This is a genomic window from Streptomyces sp. NPDC107765, from assembly GCF_055657085.1.
In genome coordinates this window covers 371,131-390,467 of the sequence record NZ_JBVKBL010000003.1, presented here as the reverse complement: position 1 = coordinate 390,467, position 19,337 = coordinate 371,131, and the positions used below count along the sequence as shown (strand labels likewise).

Annotated in this window: 16 protein-coding genes; all 16 read right to left on the bottom strand. The window is 68.4% G+C overall.

Going from position 1 to position 19,337, the window contains the following annotated elements:
- Nucleotides 1-50: 50 nt before the first annotated feature.
- The 16 genes from ACZ7MX_RS10365 to ACZ7MX_RS10290 all read right to left on the bottom strand — a co-directional run bounded on the left by ACZ7MX_RS10365 (nucleotide 51) and on the right by ACZ7MX_RS10290 (nucleotide 19,324).
- Nucleotides 51-1,403, bottom strand: a complete 1,353-nt coding sequence (locus tag ACZ7MX_RS10365; protein WP_472131140.1) for an MFS transporter — start codon at nucleotides 1,401-1,403, stop codon at nucleotides 51-53.
- Nucleotides 1,390-2,790, bottom strand: coding sequence for a serine hydrolase domain-containing protein (locus ACZ7MX_RS10360; RefSeq protein ID WP_472131139.1), 1,401 nt, complete (start codon nucleotides 2,788-2,790; stop codon nucleotides 1,390-1,392). Before ACZ7MX_RS10360 ends, ACZ7MX_RS10365 begins: the two co-directional genes overlap by 14 nt.
- Before the next feature lie 88 nt (nucleotides 2,791-2,878).
- Nucleotides 2,879-3,670, bottom strand: a complete 792-nt coding sequence (locus ACZ7MX_RS10355; RefSeq protein ID WP_472131138.1) for an aminoglycoside adenylyltransferase domain-containing protein — start codon at nucleotides 3,668-3,670, stop codon at nucleotides 2,879-2,881.
- A 50-nt stretch (nucleotides 3,671-3,720) separates the two neighbouring features.
- Nucleotides 3,721-4,287 (bottom strand): AAA family ATPase, encoded by a 567-nt coding sequence (locus ACZ7MX_RS10350; protein ID WP_472131137.1) that lies wholly within the window; start codon nucleotides 4,285-4,287, stop codon nucleotides 3,721-3,723.
- 2 nt (nucleotides 4,288-4,289) lie between these two features.
- Nucleotides 4,290-5,867, bottom strand: coding sequence for an amino acid adenylation domain-containing protein (locus tag ACZ7MX_RS10345; RefSeq protein ID WP_472131136.1), 1,578 nt, complete (start codon nucleotides 5,865-5,867; stop codon nucleotides 4,290-4,292).
- Between the two features lie 41 nt (nucleotides 5,868-5,908).
- Nucleotides 5,909-7,267, bottom strand: coding sequence for a thymidine phosphorylase (locus ACZ7MX_RS10340; protein WP_472131135.1), 1,359 nt, complete (start codon nucleotides 7,265-7,267; stop codon nucleotides 5,909-5,911).
- Between the two features lie 27 nt (nucleotides 7,268-7,294).
- Nucleotides 7,295-8,590, bottom strand: coding sequence for a condensation domain-containing protein (locus tag ACZ7MX_RS10335; protein WP_472131134.1), 1,296 nt, complete (start codon nucleotides 8,588-8,590; stop codon nucleotides 7,295-7,297).
- 36 nt (nucleotides 8,591-8,626) lie between these two features.
- Nucleotides 8,627-9,928, bottom strand: coding sequence for a PLP-dependent aminotransferase family protein (locus ACZ7MX_RS10330; protein WP_472131133.1), 1,302 nt, complete (start codon nucleotides 9,926-9,928; stop codon nucleotides 8,627-8,629).
- The gene (locus ACZ7MX_RS10325; RefSeq protein ID WP_472131132.1) at nucleotides 9,925-11,091 is read right to left on the bottom strand and encodes a hypothetical protein; all 1,167 of its coding nucleotides are present in this window, start codon (nucleotides 11,089-11,091) and stop codon (nucleotides 9,925-9,927) included. Before ACZ7MX_RS10325 ends, ACZ7MX_RS10330 begins: the two co-directional genes overlap by 4 nt.
- Nucleotides 11,088-12,266: an acyl-CoA dehydrogenase family protein gene (locus ACZ7MX_RS10320; RefSeq protein WP_472131131.1), complete on the bottom strand. Its 1,179-nt coding sequence runs from the start codon at nucleotides 12,264-12,266 to the stop codon at nucleotides 11,088-11,090. The genes ACZ7MX_RS10325 and ACZ7MX_RS10320 overlap by 4 nt, the downstream gene beginning before the upstream one ends.
- Entirely contained in the window at nucleotides 12,263-14,002 is a 1,740-nt protein-coding gene (locus ACZ7MX_RS10315; protein WP_472131130.1) for a non-ribosomal peptide synthetase, read from the bottom strand. The genes ACZ7MX_RS10320 and ACZ7MX_RS10315 overlap by 4 nt, the downstream gene beginning before the upstream one ends.
- A gap of 41 nt (nucleotides 14,003-14,043) precedes the next feature.
- Nucleotides 14,044-15,381 carry an aminotransferase family protein gene (locus tag ACZ7MX_RS10310; RefSeq protein ID WP_472131129.1) on the bottom strand — a complete coding sequence of 446 codons (1,338 nt, stop codon included), beginning with the start codon at nucleotides 15,379-15,381 and terminating at the stop codon, nucleotides 14,044-14,046.
- Nucleotides 15,357-16,505, bottom strand: coding sequence for a hypothetical protein (locus tag ACZ7MX_RS10305; protein WP_472131128.1), 1,149 nt, complete (start codon nucleotides 16,503-16,505; stop codon nucleotides 15,357-15,359). Before ACZ7MX_RS10305 ends, ACZ7MX_RS10310 begins: the two co-directional genes overlap by 25 nt.
- Nucleotides 16,502-17,212 (bottom strand): glycosyltransferase family protein, encoded by a 711-nt coding sequence (locus ACZ7MX_RS10300; protein ID WP_472131127.1) that lies wholly within the window; start codon nucleotides 17,210-17,212, stop codon nucleotides 16,502-16,504. Before ACZ7MX_RS10300 ends, ACZ7MX_RS10305 begins: the two co-directional genes overlap by 4 nt.
- Complete coding sequence (locus ACZ7MX_RS10295) at nucleotides 17,205-18,509, bottom strand: PLP-dependent aminotransferase family protein (RefSeq protein ID WP_472131126.1); 1,305 nt, start codon at nucleotides 18,507-18,509, stop codon at nucleotides 17,205-17,207. Before ACZ7MX_RS10295 ends, ACZ7MX_RS10300 begins: the two co-directional genes overlap by 8 nt.
- Nucleotides 18,509-19,324, bottom strand: coding sequence for a TauD/TfdA family dioxygenase (locus ACZ7MX_RS10290; protein WP_472131125.1), 816 nt, complete (start codon nucleotides 19,322-19,324; stop codon nucleotides 18,509-18,511). The genes ACZ7MX_RS10295 and ACZ7MX_RS10290 overlap by 1 nt, the downstream gene beginning before the upstream one ends.
- Nucleotides 19,325-19,337: the final 13 nt, after the last annotated feature.

Below are 19,337 nucleotides of genomic sequence, written 5' to 3'. Positions count from 1 at the left end.
GTTCCGCACGCTCCGGCCACCCGACGTCACACCGCTCACCGCGGCTCCGTTTACGGGAGCCGGTTCTGCTCGTACGTGCCGTTGTTCCCGTCGTCCTTCTGTGTCTCGTCAGGCCCGCTCTCCAGTTGGGGAGCGTGGTGCAGTCCCCGGGTGAACGTTGCCAGCAGGGCTGCGGCCACAAACATCCCGGCGAAGGCGACGAACGCGCCCGGGCCGCCGGCCTGGCTGAGCAGCACACCGGCGATCAGCGGACCCAACGGCTGGGCACTCATCGACAGGAAGTTTGCCGCTCCTTGCACTCTGCCGAGCAGATGGCACGGTGTGGCCAGCAGTCCGGTGCTGCCCAGGACCACATTCATGGCCCCGGCGGCGGTACATCCCAGGATCATGGCGGCGGCGAACACCAGGATGCCGGGGGCCGTTCCGGCCAGCAGCACCGAGGCGGCGCACGTCCAGCTCGTGAGGACGATGGTTGCTCTGGGACGGAGCTCGACCCGCAGCCTGGCCGCCAGCAGGATGCCGACCAGGGCACCGACTCCGGTGAGCGACGTGATCAGCCCGGTGGACCGCCCCGTGGGGTCCATCCGCTCGGTGGTGGTGACCATGACGAGGACCAGTCCGCCGTAGGAGAGATTGATGCCCGAGAGCAGTCCCACTACTGCACGCAGATAAGGCTGCTTCCCTATGTAGCGCAGACCGCCACCGAGGTGGCTCAGCGAGAATGGCTGATCCGGCTTGTTCGGGCGTGACCGGATCCGCAACCCCAGCACTATGACGGAGGACGACAGCAGGCACAGCGACTCGACCACGAACGGCAGGGCGTGATGCACGCTGAAAAGGAATCCGCCGAGGGCGGGCCCGCCCAGTTGCGCCATCGCGGAGCGGGCCTGGAGTCGGGCGGTGGCCTGGCCGAGCTGATCCGGGGGCACGACGGCGCGCATGAGGGCGTTGGCCGCGGGGGTGGAAAGGCTGCTCAGCACCGCTCCCCCGATGGCCACCAGGAGCACCAAGGGAAGAATCGGCCATCCCAGGAGCACTCCAGTGGCCACCGCCGCGGCGCCACATCCCAGGCCGAAGCGGCACCACAGGAGCAGTTTCCGACGCTCGACCGCGTCCACGACGGCCCCGGAAGGCAGCAGGGAGAGGACCAGGACGACGTCGAAGACGGCCACGATCAGCCCCGCACTGGTCGGGGATCCGGTCTCCGACAGAATCAGCAAAGGCGTGCTGAGAATGGTGAGTTGGGCACCCAGGCTGGCCAGCAGACCACCGAGCCAGATGAGGCGGAAATCCCGGTTGTTCCGCAGCGTCAGAGGCGGTGTTGCGCCCGCCGGCGGATCGGCGCGCGCGCCTGCGTCGCCGAGCAAGGTCTGCTCACCTTCGGTCCGGTTACGCTCGGGCATAGGCTCGGCTGTTGTGCAGGTAGACGGCCACGCCGTGATCGTTACCGACGAAGCTGAGAATGCGGTCCGTACCTCGCTTGTGGCTCTTCTGAATGAAGGTGTCACCCGCCAAACGCACGTAGTGATCGGCCGGACCGTCCTCGTGGCCCTGCGGCTTGCGCGGATCTGTGGTGGCTACCAGCAGAGCTCGGCCGTCGGGGGCCAGGGTGACCGTGTATCGGCAATCGGGACCCTCGTACGTCCCGGCGTAGCGTCGTGCGTCGACGAGTGTGGGATCTTGGGGCAGGCAGGGAGTCCGGGGCGCTCGTATCCCGGTGAACTCCTCGATCAGGGCGGGGACCACGTCGTCGTACATCTCCCGCGCCTGCCCGCCGTTCACGGCGAGTACCACGGTCAGATGATGCTCGGCCAAGTTGCGGATGAGAATGGCCTGCCCGCGGTATTCACCGTCGTGGCCGAAGGCTCGGTCCCCGCCCCAGTGCCACAGGGCCCAACCAAGGCCCCACTGGTCGGACAGTGTGGAGCCGGGCACGTCCACCCAGTCGTGGTGCATGGCGGCGGTGGATCGGGCGCTGAGCAACGCCTTGCCGTTCGCGCTGCGCCCTTCGCTCACATGTGCCTCGCAGAACGTGAGCGCCGACTCCGCGGACATCCGCAGCATGGCACCCGCCGCGGACCCGGAGCGCAGGGTTTCCCAGCGGGGCACGATCCGTGGCGGGCCCGAGGTCACGACATGTCCGACGCTGTTGCGGAACAGCACGGCCTCGTCGCCGTTGAGCGCGACATCCCGCAGTCCCAGCGGGCGCATGACCCGGGAGCGTATCTGTTCCTCCCACGTGCCGCCGCGCACCTTCGCGACAAGATGGCCGAGGACGACGAAGCCGGCGTTGCAGTACGAAAAGAGCTCCCCCGGCTCATGCAGTTGAGCGACACGGTCGAGAGCGGCCACGTACCGTGCCGGCGCATCGTCGCCCGGGCCGAAGTCCTCGAAGGCGTCGCCGTAGAAGCCGCCGGTGTGGGTGAGGAGATGCCGGACGGTGACGCGCTCGGCAGCTTTCGCGTCCGCCAGGACGAACTCCGGAAGGTGGCGGCGGATCGGGTCGTCCAGGCCGACCACGCCCTCGTCCACCAGTTGCATCACCAGGACCGCGGTCCACACCTTGGCGAAGGAACCCACGGGGATCAGTGTGTCCGTGGTCATTTCCAGGTGTGCCCGGCTGTTGGCCACGCCGTAAGCTCCGGCGAAACGCTCGCCGCCGTGGGAGACCGCGAGCACCGCACCCGGCACATCGTGCTTCGGTGCGGCTGCACGCAGCAGCTCGCGCAGCTGCTCATCGGTCCTCGCGGCCCCCATGGACGCGTCGGAACGCACTGACGGTGCAGTCATCTCTTTCCTTCCTGAGCGCGGTGCAGAGTTGTCGCTGCGTCGCGGAGCATGGAGGTTCCAGCGCTGGACATCACTCGTCGCCAAGGGGTCAGCGGGCCACGTCGTCGATCACCATCGAGACGAAGTCCAACGTGGCCCTGCGCCGCTTGAACGGAGCGCGAAAGCGCGAGCCGGACTCTCCCCGGTGCACGCGCAGGGCCTCCGCGACGATGGGTTCCCAGGTGTCGCCGAACGTCTTGAGGGCGTAGGTGCCCGCACCGCCCTTGGAGGTGATCTCGCCCGTCCGCACGGTGTAGTGGAGCCGACTGACGCCGAGCACCCCCCAGGCGGGGGCCCAACCGCCCAGTGCCGCAACGCCCATGAGCGACAGGGGCTTGTCGTGCGCCGCATGCCAGCGACGCCAGTAGTCGTCGAGGTTTCCCCGTGCCCAGGCGGTCAGGGCGGCTTGATCCACGCCCACCGGGAAGGCGCCGGGGGCGGGGCCGCGCACCGCTACGGCGTTCTTGGCGAGGACGGACCACGTCACCGGGTTGATCTCGAAGTCACCGGCGGCGTGGAAGCTGCCCTCATGGACGTACGGGACCCGCGGGCAGGAGGAGAAGTCGGCTGCCAGGTCGTCCCAGGTGACATGGGTCCCGTCGAAGTACGGTCGGGGGTGTCGCTCTTTGGTCTCGGTGTGGGCCCGCTGGAGAGCGGAGAGGTCGGCCGGTTGGGGACGTTGCGCGGTGACGGCGACGAAATCGATGTCGCTGCGTCCCTGCCGGAAGTCGCCCAGGGCGATGGAGCCCGTCAGGTACAACCCCTCGACCAGTCCCGGTCGTAAACGGTCCACGCTCTGCAGGAATACGCGCAGAACGGCGTCGACCGAAGGGTCGATCATGGGCTCTCGCGAGTTCCCCGGAACACTGTTCATGGCTTGCACTCGAATCTCTATGGTTGCTTCAAGACGGTGGCGGAAGAGTTGGACACGACCCGCATGACGCGAGAACAGTTATCCGACGGCGTGTTCGCCTGAGAATCCAAAAATACCGTTCCTGCGGGCATGTCCTTACGCGCCGCCAAGCACCGTTTCACCTGGGCCAGTCGCCATGCTCGCACGTCGGCGTCGCGCGTCGGGTCGTGTTCGTGGATCACTTGTGCCTCGATGCGCCGGCGCAATTCCTTGCCGTCGACCTCAAGGAAGAAATGATGCAGGACCTCGCCGGCGTCCCGCAGCCCTTCGAAGATCTCGGTCAGGTATGCGGGCCGCAGTACGGACATGGGGACGACGAGCGGCTCGCCGTAGTGGCGCTTGAGCTCCAGCGCCGTGTGGACGACGAGCGAGCGCCAGATCGGGGCGTCCTGGAAGTCACCACTGGGCGGCTCCCCCACCAAGTCACGCACCAGGTATCCCACGAGTTCCGGATCATAAATCCGATGGCCTGGGAATCGCTCGACAAACTCATGAGCAAGGGTCGTCTTACCGCCACCGAAAGGACCATTGAGCCAAATAATCACGATTACACTCCTCCCGCGGGATGAAGGTTCGACAATGATGCCCGATCTACTTTCCCATTTGGATTCAGCGGCAACGACGACACCATCACGATTTCACTTGGCAGCATATAGGGCGGCAGGAAGGCGGCGATCTTTTCGGCCACTTCCTGCGCTGCCGCCGCATTCCGGGTGGCGAGGTATCCGATGAGCTTGCGGGACATGCCCTCCCCCACAGGGGCCACCGCGGCGTCCGTGACGTCAGGGTGGGCGCGCAGCGCGGCCTCGATCTCCCCCAGTTCGATGCGGAAGCCGCGCAGCTTGATCTGCTGATCGGCCCTGCCATGGAATTGGATACTGCCGTCTTCGTTCCAGGACGCCAGATCACCACTGCGGTAGAGGCGCCCCTCCGGTTGGAAAGGGTCAGGGATGAAGTGCTGCGCCGACAGCTGCGGGCGGCCCCGGTACCCCAGCGCCAGCCCGTCTCCCGCGATGTGCAGCTCGCCCGGCTCACCGACTCCCGTACGCCGGCCACCGTCCAGGATCCGCACCGCCGAGTTGGCCACCGGTCGGCCGATGCTCAGCGCATCGCCCGCCGCGCTGGTCTCGGTGACCCGCAGGCCTGTGCTGAAGGTCGTGGCCTCCGTGGGGCCGTACATGTTCAGCAGCCGGCCAGGGGCGCCGGCGGCGAGTACCTCACGGGCGGCGCCCGGGTCGGGTGCGTCACCGCCCAGCAGCAGCTGGCGCAGCCCCCGGTAGGCATCCGGCACATGGGCGACGTGGAGATGGAACAGCGCGGGTGTGAGGAAGAGCGTGGTGATGCCCTCCGCCGCGAGCATGCCGGGCAGCTCGTCCGGCGTCAGCAGGGCTTCCTTGTCCACCCCGACAGCCGTGGCGCCGTTGAGGAGAGCCCCCCATATTTCGAAAGTGGCGGCGTCGAAAGAGGTGTTGGATGCCTGGGCGATCGCGTCGTGGGACGAGATCCGCACGTAGTCGGTGTTGATGACCAGCCTGGCGATCGCGCGGTGCGGCACGGCGATGCCCTTGGGCCGTCCGGTGGATCCGGAGGTGTACATCACATACGCCGCGTCCAACGATGTACCACCCACCGGGGGGTGGGTCGGCTCATCGGCGGAGACGGGGGCGCAGGCCCTTTCGCCGAGCTCCTCCAACGACACCGCCGAGGGCCAGTCGGAGCGGTGCCGATCGGCGACGACGACGCAGTCGGCGCCGGCGTCCTCCGCCATATTTCGGTTGCGCTCAAGGGGATTGGCCTCGTCGAGGGGGAGGTACGCGGCGCCGGCGTACAGCACGCCCAGGCAGGCGATGACCGAGGGCATGCTGGGGCCGTCCAGCACCGCCACGACCCCGCCCGGGCCGACACCGTGGGCCCCCTTGAGCAGTTCACCGATCCGCCGGGCGCGCACCGCCAGGTCGCGGTAGGTGACGCTGTACCGCCCGAAGCGCAGGGCCGGGGCACCGGGTGTGCGCTCCGCCCAGCCGGCGACGATCTGCGGCAGCGTGAGTTCGCAGGGGTACTTGCGTACTTCCCCTTGTTCGAAGTGCGCCGTCGGTGATGCTCCGTGTTGTTGACCGAATCGCATCGGTTCGCCCTCTCTCCCCCGCAGTTCTCTCAGGGTCTGCCTCACAGGACGGAGTGCACCCCGCTCCGTGGCTCGACGGGCCGGGAGTCGACGGTGAACGCAGCGCTGGCTTCGGCGCTCACGGCTTCCGGATCCGCGTCGCCCCGCCAGTGCACCTCGGCCAGCGGCTCGCCCTGTCGCACCTCGTCGCCGACGCGCTGGCGCAGCACCACGCCCACCGCGTGGTCCACCTGGTCCTCCCGGCGGAGCCGTCCCGCTCCCAGCCGCAAGGCGAGCTTGCCGACGGCACGGGCGTCCACATCGCTGATCCAGCCCGACCGGGAAGCGGGGACGATATCGACACGGGTGGCCGTGGGCAGCAGATCCGGGTTGTCGACCACGCGCGCGTCGCCGCCTTGGCCGGCCACCCAGGCTCGGAAGACGGCCAGCGCCCGTCCGCTGCTCACCGCGTCACGCACCCGCGCCTCGGCTGCCTGCCGAATCAGCCCCGGCTCCGCCAGGCACAACATCTCCACAGCCAGCACATGGCCGAGTTCGGTGAACCCTGGCACCTTGGCTCCGCGCAGCGCCAAGAGGGCCTCCTTGACCTCCAGCGCGTTGCCCACGGCCTGGCCGAGCGGCTGACCCATCTCGCTGAGGACGACCCTGCACGGCAGGCCGAAGGCGCTGCCGATGCGTATCATCAGGCGTCCGAGTTCCTCGGCCCGCGCGATCTCCCCGACGAGGGCCCCTGACCCGTACTTCACATCGATAACGGCACCGTGGGTACCCGCGGCAATCTTCTTGCTCATCACGCTCGCGGCGATCAGGGGAAGGCTCTCGACCGAGCCCGTGACATCGCGCAGGGCGTAGGTGGCGCCGTCGGCGGGCACGAGCCGGGTGTTCTGGCCCACCACGACCATGCGGGTGCGGTCGAGTACCTCAAGGATCTGCTCGTGGTCGAGGTCGATTCGTAGGCCGGGGATCGACTCCAGCTTGTCGACGGTGCCGCCGGCGAAGTCGAGGCCGCGGCCACTGATCTTCATCACGGAGACGCCGCACGCGGCTACCACGGGCGCCACGAAGAGCGTCGTCTTGTCGCCGACACCGCCGGTACTGTGCTTGTCGATGATCGGACGCCGGTGATCCGCGAATTCCAGTCGCACACCGGAGTCGATATACGCCTTCGTCAGAGCGGTGGTCTCCACGTCGTTCATACCGCGGCAAGCCACCGCCATCAGCCAGGCGGCCATTTGGTAGTCGGGGATGCGGCCCTCGTTGTAGCCCCGGACGACGAACTCGATGCTCTGAGCGCTGAGGGACGCACCGTCCCGTTTGGCCGCGATGGCGCTCAGCACGTCGCCGGCATCGACGTGAGGGGGAAGCGACGCGCATGCCTCGGACGCGAGGGAGGTGCTCATGAAGGACTCCATTCACGTGTACGCAGATCACTGCCGAGCGAGATTCAGCAGGTCGGTGGTGCGCTCAAGGAGCGCTTGCACCTTGTTCTCGGGGAAGACGGCCCCGTCGAACTGGGCGTGCAGAAAAGGCGCTGGGCGCTTGGTGCCCTGGTCGACGATCAGGTGTAGGGCGAGCATGTCCGAGGACCGGCCCGGCCGTGTCGCCTCGTCGGGATAGAGCGAGAAGGGGGCGACGGAGACCCGCGGCAGCCGCAGTCCAGCGAACTGCCCCGCATCCTCCATTCCGAAGTAGAGGAACGGGGCCACCGCGTCGGGTACGGCACGCTCGGCCCGCCAGCGCGCGCAGAAGGGGCGTAGTGGCAGCCCCATCTCCACCGCGTCCATGATCGCATCGCCGACCTGGGCCAGGCGCCCGCTGGGTGGGACGGCGTCGACGTCCAGCAGGATGGGTACGCCGTGGGAGAAGAGGCCGAGGGCACCCGCCGTCCGGGGCAGTACCCGCCCGTGTGTCTCGGTCACCAGGCCGGTCCGCGGTTGCCCGCTCAATTCGGCCTGCGCGGTGAGCAGTTGGGCGGCAACCATAGCGAAGACGGTTGCTCGGTTCGTTGCGGCGTAGGCACGGATTCGCGACCAGTTGTCGCTCCCGAGCTCGCACTCGGCCGTGGCGGACGCGTCGCCCTGCCCCGGGTCCGCCACCACCTCGGCATCCGTGAGACCGCAGGCGGGCGGATACCCGCCCCACCGGTCGAACTTCCCCTCCCAAAAGGTCCGTCGTTCCTTGCCCCAGACCCCTTCGAGCTCCCGACGCTGAGCGCTGCTGAAGTCCGCGTACTTCGGTGGCCGCGACGAGAGCGCGGCTGGTCCGCGAGTGTAGACGCGGCGCAGGTCCTCGACGAAGCGCCGAAGTGACAGGCCGTCCCACACCATGTGGTCCACCGCCATCCCGAAGAAGAGCTTGTCGGGGCTTTGGCGGACGAGCACAAAGCGGTACAACGGCGCTTCATCCGGTGCGAAGGGCTTCCCCAGCTGGTCGTGCAGGAAACTGCGGATCTCTTCGTCCTCGGTCTTCTCCGCCACCCTGCTCTCCGTGATGGAAATCCGGGCATCGGCGGGAGGTGTCATCCAGGCACGCGTGGGATCGGTGCCGGGAAACGACATCCGCAGTGCGTCGTGCCGGCGGACGAGCACGCCCAGCGCCTCCACCAGCGCTTCTTGGTGGACGCCTCGCAGTAGCCAGCATGCGGCCGTAGGGCTCGCCGGACCGTAACGGGGCAACAACCTCAGACGTGACTCCTGTTGTAAGGAAGTGGGGACACAGGGCATGACGGTTTCCTCACTGGGCGATGGGTCGGCGGGCGATCACGGCAGCAGTGACTCCAGCAGCCGCAGGTTCGTGCGGAGCTGCGCCGCAGGCACCGACAGATTGACGCGGATGCCGTAGCGGTCGGGGTAGAGCGTCTGCCAAGCTCCCTGGTCGCCGCCGAAGAGGAGGTTGGGGTTGAGTTTGAGCCCGGCCTGGCCCACACTGCGCACCCAGGAAGTGAACTCGTCGAAGGACTCGAAGGGGGCTGCGAGCCACCGGAAAGCGGAGTAGCCGGCGGCCGGCTGCTGCAGCAAGTCGTCGAGCACCAAGGACGGCGCCCTGTCGACCAGGTCCAGATTCCGCAAGAACCCCTCCCGCATGCGCTGCATGTGCAGCCGGAAGTCGGCGATCGCCAGGTCGTCGGGGAACGGCACCGTTGCGGCAGCGAACTCCTCGCCCAGCTCGGTCGCGAGGGAGAGGACCTCGGCGGGCGGGCACAGGCTGATCAGGAGCATCGCCAGATGAATGGCGGCCACCGAGCCGAGTCCCGCATGCAGGGCGTAACCTCGTTCGAAACGGTCCGCGCGGGCGTAGGCGTGCACCTCGGGGTCACGGCTGACGAGCACCCCGCATCGGATGCCGGGCAGGGACAGGTCCTTGGACGGGGTCATCGCCAGCGCCGTGTGGCGCAGGTCCCCCGTCCGTGTGCGCAGTTCAGCACGAAGGTGATCAGGGTGGTCGAACGTGGGCAACGCGAAGACGTGGTCCACCAGCCGTAGCCTGCTGCGCAGGTGGGACAGCGGGCGGTCGCCGGCCGTGAACCAGCCGCCGGTCACCCCGTTGGGGGCGATATCGATCACCAGTGGCTCCTGCTCGTCCCGGCCCGACGGGGCGAGGTCGCCACGGTGGTTGTAGTGCACCGGCGGCGGCATGCCATGGCGCGCGGCGGACTGCTCGAAGGCGTAGTAGACGGGCAGCGGGAGGACGGGGCGCATGCCGTGCCGTGCGGCGAAGGCGGTTACCACGCTGATGACCTCCGTGGTGCCGTTGAAGAGCGAGACATGGTCGGCATCGAGTCCCGGCAGATCGAGATAGCGGCTGACCAGGCCGGCGATCAACCGTCGTTCGACGATGTCCTGGTCACCGTCGTATTCGGTGACCCGCTCTCCAAGGAGCCCGCCGTACACCCTGTGCAGCACCTCGTGGACAGTTGCGGAAACCGGCCACTTGTTGACCCCGTAACCGATCTGACGGGCGTCGTGCCGGGCGCCGGTGCGGATGTCGCGGTAGTACCGGACGCAGGCGACGTCGCGGAATCCTGCCGCGTTGCGCCCGTCGGCGTTGTCGACGACGCTCACCACGCCCCCTCCGCGGTGCTCAGCAGCGACTCGCGAGGCGCGGCGAGCCCGTGCAGCACCCGCAGCATGCTGCCCACGTACGCACCCGCTCCGCGCAGGACGACGAGGTCACCGGGTTCGATCCGGTCGGTGGTCACACCGGCGAACCAGAGGTCTTTCTCGTAGCAGGTGGGACCGGTGAGGTCGGTGGTCCACCGCTCACCGCGGTCGGCGCCGGTCATTGCGAGGTGGAAGCGGGACCACCCCGCCAGGTTCCAAGCCGAGGCGTCCACCGTCACGCTCTGCCGGTCCTCGTGGCGTCGCACGCTCAGGACGCGGGTGACGAGGTATCCGTGGCTGGTGACGAGCTGCGCCCCCGGTTCGGCGAGCACCCCCAGTGGCCGGCCCGCCCAGGCGAGTTCTTCCGCGAGGCACTCGAAGACCGGCGCGATCGCTTCCTGGTTGTGGTGGAACAGCCGGATCATCCCGCCGCCGATGTTGACCTCGTCGACCTCCGGCAGGTCCCTGGCCGCGTAAGCCAGGGCACGTCCCAGCGGGCGTACGTCCTCGACGCCCCCGATGTCCCGTACGTGAGCATGCAGCCGAACCACTCGCAGCTTGCGCTCCTTGACTACGGCCCGTACCTTCCCGCGTTCTCCGGCGTCCTCCCAGCGAATTCCGAAGCGGCTCCACGGCAAGTCGCGTGCCGTGCTCTCGCGCGGGATGGGCACCGAAAGCCGCAGCCCGATCTCGCTGTTCATGGGCACTGCCATCAGCTGGTCAATATTGTCGATGTCCAGGTGTGTGCCGCTCTTGTGGAGTTCGATCAGGTCCGCGCCGTTCAGCCCGGGGCTGGTCGCATAGCGCGGACCCATGCCGGCCTCGGCGGCCGCCCGGTCCTCCGCGACGCTGGACACCGCGGCGCCGAGGTTCCAGCTCGCCAGGTGGGTGAGCACGGCCCGGCTCCGGTTGGCCTTGACGCTGAACAACAGGCGGTTCCTGGGCGCCTGGAGCAGGCTCAGGCCGTGCCGGATCACGGCAATATCCGCGTCAATGCCATCAGCGTCGTGGACGATGGTGGGGGTCTCCGGCGCCGCTGCGACGACCCTCCGCAGTTCCTCCATCGGAGCGGGAAAGCCCGTTCCCCACGGCTGCGGCAAGGTGGTGTGTGCGTACGTGCTCATCCCAACCCCATGGCGTTCGCAATGATGACTTTCTGGATCTCGGACGTTCCCTCGACGATCCGCAGCACCCGCACATGTCGGTACAGGTACTCCAACGGATGGTCCTTCACCCATGCGGTACCGCCATGGACCTGGAACACCCTGTCCACCACGTCACAGGCCGTGTCGGCCGCCGCCAACTTGGCTACGGCGGCGGCTTCCATGACGTCCAGTCCCTCGTCCAGGTTCTGGGCAGCTGCGTAGGTGAGCATTTTTGAGGCTTCGAGGGATACCCGGGACATGACGAGGTGCTCTTGTACATGCTGGTGCCGGGCGATGCGCCGGCCGAGACTGACCCGCTCACGGGCGAAGTCCAGGCCGAGGGCGAGGGCGCGCGCGGCGATGCCGTTGGCTGCCGCGGCGACCATCAGACGCCCGCGCGCCAAGGCTTCCTGGCCGATGCGGACTCCCTGGTCCAGCCGGGCAAGGCCGCCCAGCAGCGCTTCTTCCCCGACTCTGACGTCCTCCAGGAGAAGCTCGAAGACGGGCTCGCCCTCCAGCCCCTCGTATCGCTGCCCCACCGTGAATCCGGTGGTTCCGGCCTCAACGATGAACACGGCCGGATTCCATGTGCCCCGGTCGGATTCCGTGGTGGCGAAGACCAGCGTGAAATCGGCCTTCTCGGCGTTGGAGACAAAGGTCTTGCGACCGTTCAGCACCCAGCCCGCACCGTCGCGAACGGCACGGGTGGCCAGGTCGAACGCGTCGGATCCGCCCTCCGGTTCGGTCATGGCGAGGCATCTGACGGCTGCTCCCGCCACAAGCGGCTTGAGATAGCGCTCCCGCTGTCCGGGGGTCGCCGACAGCAAGAGGGCGCTGGGCCCTTCGGGACCACAGAGGGCTACCGGGGCGAGCGGGCAGCCCACCTCCTCCGCGTACTCGTATAGCAACGTCTTCGTCGCGAAGGGCATGTCCTGGCCGCCGACCTCCTCGGGGTAGTCGCCGGCATAGAACCCCAGCTCCGCTGAGCGTCTGCGGACGGCCTCACTGATGTCATCGGGAATGCGCTCGGCGGAATCGCCGGAGGTCTCCGACGCGAGGGGAACCAGCTCGCGCCTGACAAACGCTCGGAAGCTTTCCAGTACGGGCAGGTGTTCGCGGGTGTAGCGGGTGACCAGGGAGGTGTTCGTGGTCATGCGGCGTCTCCTTCCCACAGGCGGGCCAATGCTCTCGGCGTGGGGTGGTCGAAGACGTTCCTGATGCTCACCGTGCGTTCCAAGCGCTCGTGCACCGTGGCTACGATCTCCAGCGCCTGGAGCGAGGTGCCACCGTGCTCGAACAAGTCGTCGTCCGGGGTGAGGCCGGTCGCGGACAGCGCGTCCTCCCAGATACGCACCAGGCTGTCCAGGACGGCGCCCGTCGCCTCGGCCGGCGGATGTGCGGCCGCCGTGTGCAGGCGGGCCAGTGCTTCCTTGTCGACCTTGCCGGCCCGGGTGACCGGGAAGTCGTCCACCTCGTGGAACGCGGCAGGAAGCATATATCCGGGCAGCACCCCCTCCAGATGGGCGCGCAGCCGCACCGGATCGGCGCCCGCGACGTCGTCGGCCCAGCGGACGTAGCAGACCAGGTGGTCCGCGCGGCCGGCCGAGTCCGGCACCGCCAGCACCGCCGCCCGACGGACCGCCGGATACGAGCCGAGTGCTGCCTCCACCTCCCCGATCTCCACCCGCCTGCCCAGCAGTTGCACCTGCTCATCCGCCCGGTGCAGAAAAGCCAGTGCACCGCTGGGCAGGGCGCGGACTATGTCACCGGTCCTGAACCAGCGCTCGCCGTCCAGCCGGACGAAGCGCCGGGCGGTGCGCTCCTCGTCATCGAGATAGCCGATGGCGAGCGTGGGCCCACCGATGTACAGCTCTCCCGGTGTGCCCGGCGCCACGACGGTGCCGTCCTGGTCACGCACGCTCAGCCTGATGTGCGGCAGCGGATGTCCGATGGGCGGCATGATGTCCCGGTCCTGCCAGGACGACACGTCACAGCAGGTGGCGGCCACCACGGTCTCGGTCGGGCCGTACTCGTTCAGGACCCGGTACGGGAAGCCTTCCGGTGGGTAGCCGGCCAGTCGCTCACCACCCGTCCGTAGCAGACGCACCGCGCCGAGGTTGACGGCCGGTGTCATACGGAAGAGCGCTTCGAGCAGCAACGGCGGTACGAAGGCGGTGGTGATGCCGCTGTCGCGCAGCCAGGCGGCCAGGCGCTGTGGAGACGCCCTGGCCGTGTCGGCAGCGATGGTGACGCTGGCGCCCGCGTACAGGAACGGCCAGATCTCCTCGACGCTGACGTCGAAACCGGGAGAGCCCAGTTGCGCGGCTCGGTCGCTGGGCCGGCACCGGGCCAGCTCGGCGTAGGCGGTGACGTAGTGATCCATCGCCCTGCGGCTGATGACCGCAGCCGCCGGAGATCCGGTGGAGCCGGAGGTGAACAGGCAGTAGGCGGGGTCGTCCGGACCTGCCGGGCCGCCGGCTTCGGCAGTGTCGAAGGAGCCGGACCGCGCGGTCGCCAGGAGGTCCGCGACATCGGTCGCAAGGCCACCGTCGGATTCGGCGAGCCATGCGTCGTCGGTGACCAGCAGGTCGGGCGCGGCGGTCTTGAGCAGCATCCGGAGCCGCTCGGTCGGCTGGGTCGGGTCCATGGGCACAAAAGCTGCCCCCGCCCTGAGAGCGGCGAGTTGCATGACAACCAGGTTTGTGGAGCGCGGCAGGATAAGTCCCACCCGGCTCCCGTGGCCGATGCCGCGCCGGCGCAGCGCCGCGGCAGCCGCGTGTGTCAGGGTCGCGAGCCCCGCATAGGTGACCTTCTCGCCTCCGGGGTCTTCCAGGGCGAGCGCATCGGGCGTGCGCCGAGCCCACTCGGCCACCGCCTCCAACAGCCTCATTCTCAGCCTCTCCGGTTGCAGCGTTCCTGTGCGAGTGGTTCTCAGACCGTCGCCTCGGCAGCGCGCAGCACTCCGGCTGCCAGTGCCTCGATACCGGGACGGTCGATGATCAGCGGGGGTGTGGCCATCAGCGAAGCCCCTTGGGTGCGGAGCAGAATCCCTTCCTCACGGGCGACGCGCAGGAGCCGCTGCGCGCGCTCCGGACCGTCGGTCTCGATGGTGACGACGAGTCCAAACCCGCGAACGTCCACCACGCCCGGGTGCGACATCAGGGGCGCCAGCGCATGGAGCAACCGCTGCCCCTGCTCCGCGGCGTTCGCCACCAGGCCCCGCTCCTCGATCTGGTCGAGGACCGCCACTCCGACCGCGCAGGCAACGGCGTGCCCGCTGGTGGTGTGGCCGTAGCGAAGACCGCCGGCTCCCGGCTCGGCACGGAAGGAGTCGTAGATACGAGCTGTGGTGGTCACCGCGGCAAGCGGTACATAGCCACTGCTGATGCCCTTGCTCGTCATCACGATGTCCGGCGTGATGCCTTCGTGGTCGAAGCCGTACATACGGCCGGTGCGTCCGATGCCGCAGAACACCTCGTCCAGGATCAGCAGGGTGCCGGACGCGTCACACAACTTGCGCAGGCCGGACAGGAACCCGGCGGGCAGGACGATGCCGCCGCCGACGTTCAAGAACGGTTCGACGATGACGGCGGCGACGTCGTCGCCCTCCAGGGCCTCCTCGAAGCGGGCGAGCAGCACCCCGGCCGACGAGGGGTCACGCAGCTCGCGAGACGGCAACGGCAACTCGACGCGGGTGGCGGGGAACGGTGCGTCGAAGCTCTGCCACATGCGGCCGAGCCCGGAAAGGTGCTGGGCCAACAGCGTCGTCCCGTGGTAGCCGCTGGAGAAGCTGACGATCCGCGTCTTGGGCGTGCCGACGTTGCGCCAGTACTGAAACGCGAGGTGCAGCGACGCCTCGGCCGACTCGGATCCGCTGTTCATGAACAGCGTGCGCGTCAGGCCCTCCGGCATGATCCGGGCAAGGCGTTCGGCCAGGCGCCCGGCCGGCTCGTGGCTGCCGACGGTCAGGTCGAAGTGCGGCAGCAAGGCCATCTGGGTGCGCGCGGCTTCGAGCAGCGCGGGATTTCCGTATCCACAGCTGGCGTTGAGGGACGAGGCCAGGGCATCCACGTACTGCTTTCCCTTGGCGTCCCGCACGTGGTAGCCGTCGCCGTCGGTGAGCAGCAGCAGCTCTTCGGTCCGGGCTGCCACCGGTGTCCACGGGTGCCACAGGTTGGCACGGTCACGCGCGGTGGCCTGGGCGAAGAAGTCGTCGGCGCTGCCCGCGGCGGCGCGCTGGAAGCTCACATGGTCGTAGTTCTCAGCCACGATAGAAATCCTTGAAGAGTCGTCTGGTACCGGAAGGTGGGATTCGGCCCGCTGCGCCGAGGGGCGTCGTCGAGGTGGTGCAGGAGCACGGTCGCCAGCGCCTGCGGGGTCGCTTCACTCAGCACCGTCCCCGGCCCGCTGCGGCGTACCTCGTTCGCCGTGCCACCGAAGTCGTCGACCACCATGGGGATGCCGTGCAGTCGGCTGTCGCGGAGGCGCAGACGCACACAGGTCTGGTTCTCCGCCCCGGGCTTGGCCACGCTGATGAACGCCCGTGCCGCCTTGAGATGTGCGTCGCGGCGATCGTGCGGCAGGGGCTCGTCGACGAGCGTGACGCGGTCCTCGATCCTGAGTTCCTTGATACGCGAGACGAGGTTCCCCACCAACTCGGCGTTGTCCGCCTCCCGTCGGGCGTACAGGAACGCGGTATCGGCCCGGCGGCCCCGGTCCCGGCACACGGCCACCGCGTCGACCAGGAGCATCGGGTCGTAGAACGACCAGATGCCACCGGTCCACAGGAAGTCCGCCAGCGGATCGGGCGCGACGGCCGCCATCGCGGAAGCGCTGCGGTCACTGAAGCCGATCGGCACCATCGACACCAGGTGAGCAAGGGTGCGAGACATCTGAATGTCGCGAGGCGCGAGACGTCCGGTGAGGCACAGGTTCGCGATCAAAGTCGCCCGCTCCACTTCGGATCGGCACAGGAAGTGGTGGGTTACCTGTAGTTGGCGCTGGTAGTCGGCGACCAGCGGCCGGTATGCGGCGGCCGGGTCGGGCCGTGCCAGCAGCGAGGGGTATTCGAGGTGCTCGATGGGCGCGACGTTCTCCGAGATCACGAGCCGGCGAGCCGCCACCGCGTCCTCCAGCCGGGCGCGGTCGGCCATGTCGAAGAACAGGACGGCGTCCGTCTCCGCGAGCAGCTCGGGCCAGGCTCGCACGCCGCCGACGTATTGCGCCTCCCCCATGTCGATGGAGCTGTTCGCCGCAGGCCCCAGCACGCGCACCTGGCACTCCTCGGCCATGGCCTCGGCGAGTTCGGCGATGCGCAGCCCGATGCCGCCCACGTGCTCTGGTGACAACGAGTAGTCGCCGGCGTCGAAGAGCACTCTTGTCGGGCGGCTCATGACCAGTTCCCCGGAGAGGTGCCGTTGTCGAAGCTGTCCACCCATGCCACCGGTGCGCCGATGAGGGGGCTGGGCACGGACCGGTCGCACAACTCGGGCAGTCGCCAGCGGTGCTTCCCGACGACGCCGACCATGGCCCAGGCCGCGTTGAACCCGTCCGGGTCGGCCGGCTTCTCTGCCGCGTCGCTCACTCGGGCAGCCGTCGCACGGTCCTCGACGCGGAGCGCTCCCTCTGTCTGGAGGAGCACCGGGTCCTCGATGCGTGCCGCGACCACAGCCCAGTCGTGCGAATGCAGGTGGTCGAGCAGTTCGCCGGCGCTGTGCCGCGCGGCCGGCCCGTGCAGGACCTGGTCGGCCAGCACCAGCAAGGTCGGCCCGGTGCACAACGGCAACGCGGCCCGCAGGGCGCCGGGGAGCTCCGCGGCCTCCTCTTCCTGGTAGACGAAGACCAGCTGGCACCGCTTGCGATAGCGGTGCAGGTACTCGGCCGTGGCCAGTTTGTGCGGGCCGAGCACCACCACGATCCGGACCGTCAGACCTCGCTCGGCGAGCGCCAGTACCGGCTCCAGGCACTTGTCGACGACCGCACTGCCCGGCTCCAGACAGTGCAGTTCCTTCGGGTACGCCGCGCCGAATCGTGTGCCGTGCCCGGCGCACGGAAGGATCACGCTCACATCGGGGTGTACGGGTTCGGCGAAGTCAGCCATGGAAGAGTCCGGCCTCCTGCGGCAGCCCGGTGAAGAAGTACGGCTCCCCCATCTCGTGGGGCAGCACCTGGAACAGGCCCACGGCCTTGGTCGCCTCCCCCGCCCGTACGAGGGCGAAGATCTCGGCAAGCGTCTCCATGGCCGCCTCGCGCCCCCCGTTCAAGGTGATCTCACTCACCCCGAGGCGGAGCGCCGGTTCCGGGATGCCGGGGAGCTCGGTCTGCACGTTGACCCGGATACCCAAGGACGCCAGCTGCGCCGAGAACGCGTCGGCGGACTCCTCCAGCGGCAGTCGCACCCATACCTGGTGGGTATCGGTCAGCTGCGGACCGCCTTCGACCACGCCGAATCCACGTTCGCGCAACCGGTGGGCGAACGCTCGCGCGTTGATGAGCACCTGCCGCGCGTACGCCGCACCGAAGTGCTCGAACTCCGCGGCGGCCAGCGACAGCGACAGCGTCTCAGCGAAGTGGTGGCTGCTGATCGTGAAAAACTGTGCGTCGCGGATCTTCCGGCTGAGGTTCTCGTCGCGGGTGAACAGCACGCCCTTCTGCGGCCCCGGGAATGTCTTGTGAGTGGAACCTCCGGTGGTGTCGGCTCCCAGGTCCAGCGGGTTCTTGTGGCTGCCGCCCAGGATCAGGCCGAGCGTGTGACTGCAGTCCACGTGCAGGACGGTCCCCGGGCTGGTCTGCGCGATGAGCTCGGCCACTCCGGCGACGTCCAGCTCCCACAGGCTGTTCTGCAGGTCCATGTAAACCAGGGGGACGTGGCAGGAGGTGAGCGCGGTGCGCAGCGCGTCGAGGTCCACGCGTCCGGCAACGACGCGGACGGGCAGCGGCCGCCGCCCCAGCATCGCTATCTGCCGGGCGGTCGCGTAGTGGCCCCCGGTCTCCGCGTCTACGCACACCACTCCGTCGCCGGGCTCGCCACCGAGACCGAGCAGGACGACGAGCATGGCGCTCATGCCGGAGACCGGCCGGATGTTGACGTGGTCGGCGCGCCCCAGGCGGCGGAGGATGGGAAGCGCGAGTTCCTTCTCCAGTCGGCCGATGCCCTCCCCGCCGCGGAACTGCCATCCCTGGGGGTCCAGCGAGTCGTTGAAGAAGTAGCGGTTGTAGAAGTCGGTACGCAGTGGGGCGCCGGCCAAGGGCGATATGCGGTTCTCGCTCGGTACGAGATTGACAGCGGCCTCGTTGATGCGCTGTTCCTTCTCGATCTCGCCGAGGAGTGCCAACAGTTCCGCTCTACCGGCGACCGGGGCCGTACGGCTCGCGGCGCAGTCGTCCGAAGAGGTCATCAGGGGCTCTCCAGGTAGAGGGTGCGGATGAGGTGGCGGGGCGCGGCGGGGTCGTCGCGGTAGGCCTCGCGCCCGTGGGAGATGACGTCATTGCGGAAGATCAATGCCTCGCCCGCTCCCAGCCTCAGGGCGATGCTGTAGCGCTTGTCCTCGGCGGCGGCACGGAGGAAATTCAGTGCGCGTTCCAGCTCGGCGGAGCGCCCGGGGGGTGCGTTCCACTCCACGGTGTCTCCCTCCGCATACCGGGTGATCAGCAGTCCGTTGTCATAGGCGAAGGCGGGACCGGTATGTCCGGCGTCCACATTGGGCAGCGTGGAGCGCCGACGCAGCACACCCGGGTCCTGGAGCGGCTCGGCAGCTGCCGGGTCGCTGCGCCGGAGCGTCTCGAAGGCCGCGGATGAGTTGAACAGGACGGTCCTGCCCCCGGATACGGCCGGACGTACGCAGAAGAGGATGGTGGTGCGGATGGTTCCGATCGGCTCCAGGAGACCGTCCACGTGCATGGTTTGTCCCTCGGTGGTGCCGAAGCCCGGGTGTGTGTTGTGCGCACGGCTGCGCACGTCCGTGTAGAGCGCGCCGTGCGCCCGGGTGTCGCCGCGCTGGTACAACGCGGCGACATACGGCTCACCCAGTCCCAGGGCTTTGGCGAGCCGCTCGATCTCGGTTTGCGGATCACACTCACCTGGTACTTCCGCCATGGTGAACCCGAATTCGGAGATCCGGTTTTTGAGCAGATCCGTTTCAGCGGCGCCGTATCGGTAACGTACGACGTCGTTCACTTCAGGAGTTCGGTAGTCAGCGCGGACTACGTTCATGGCGAAATCCTTT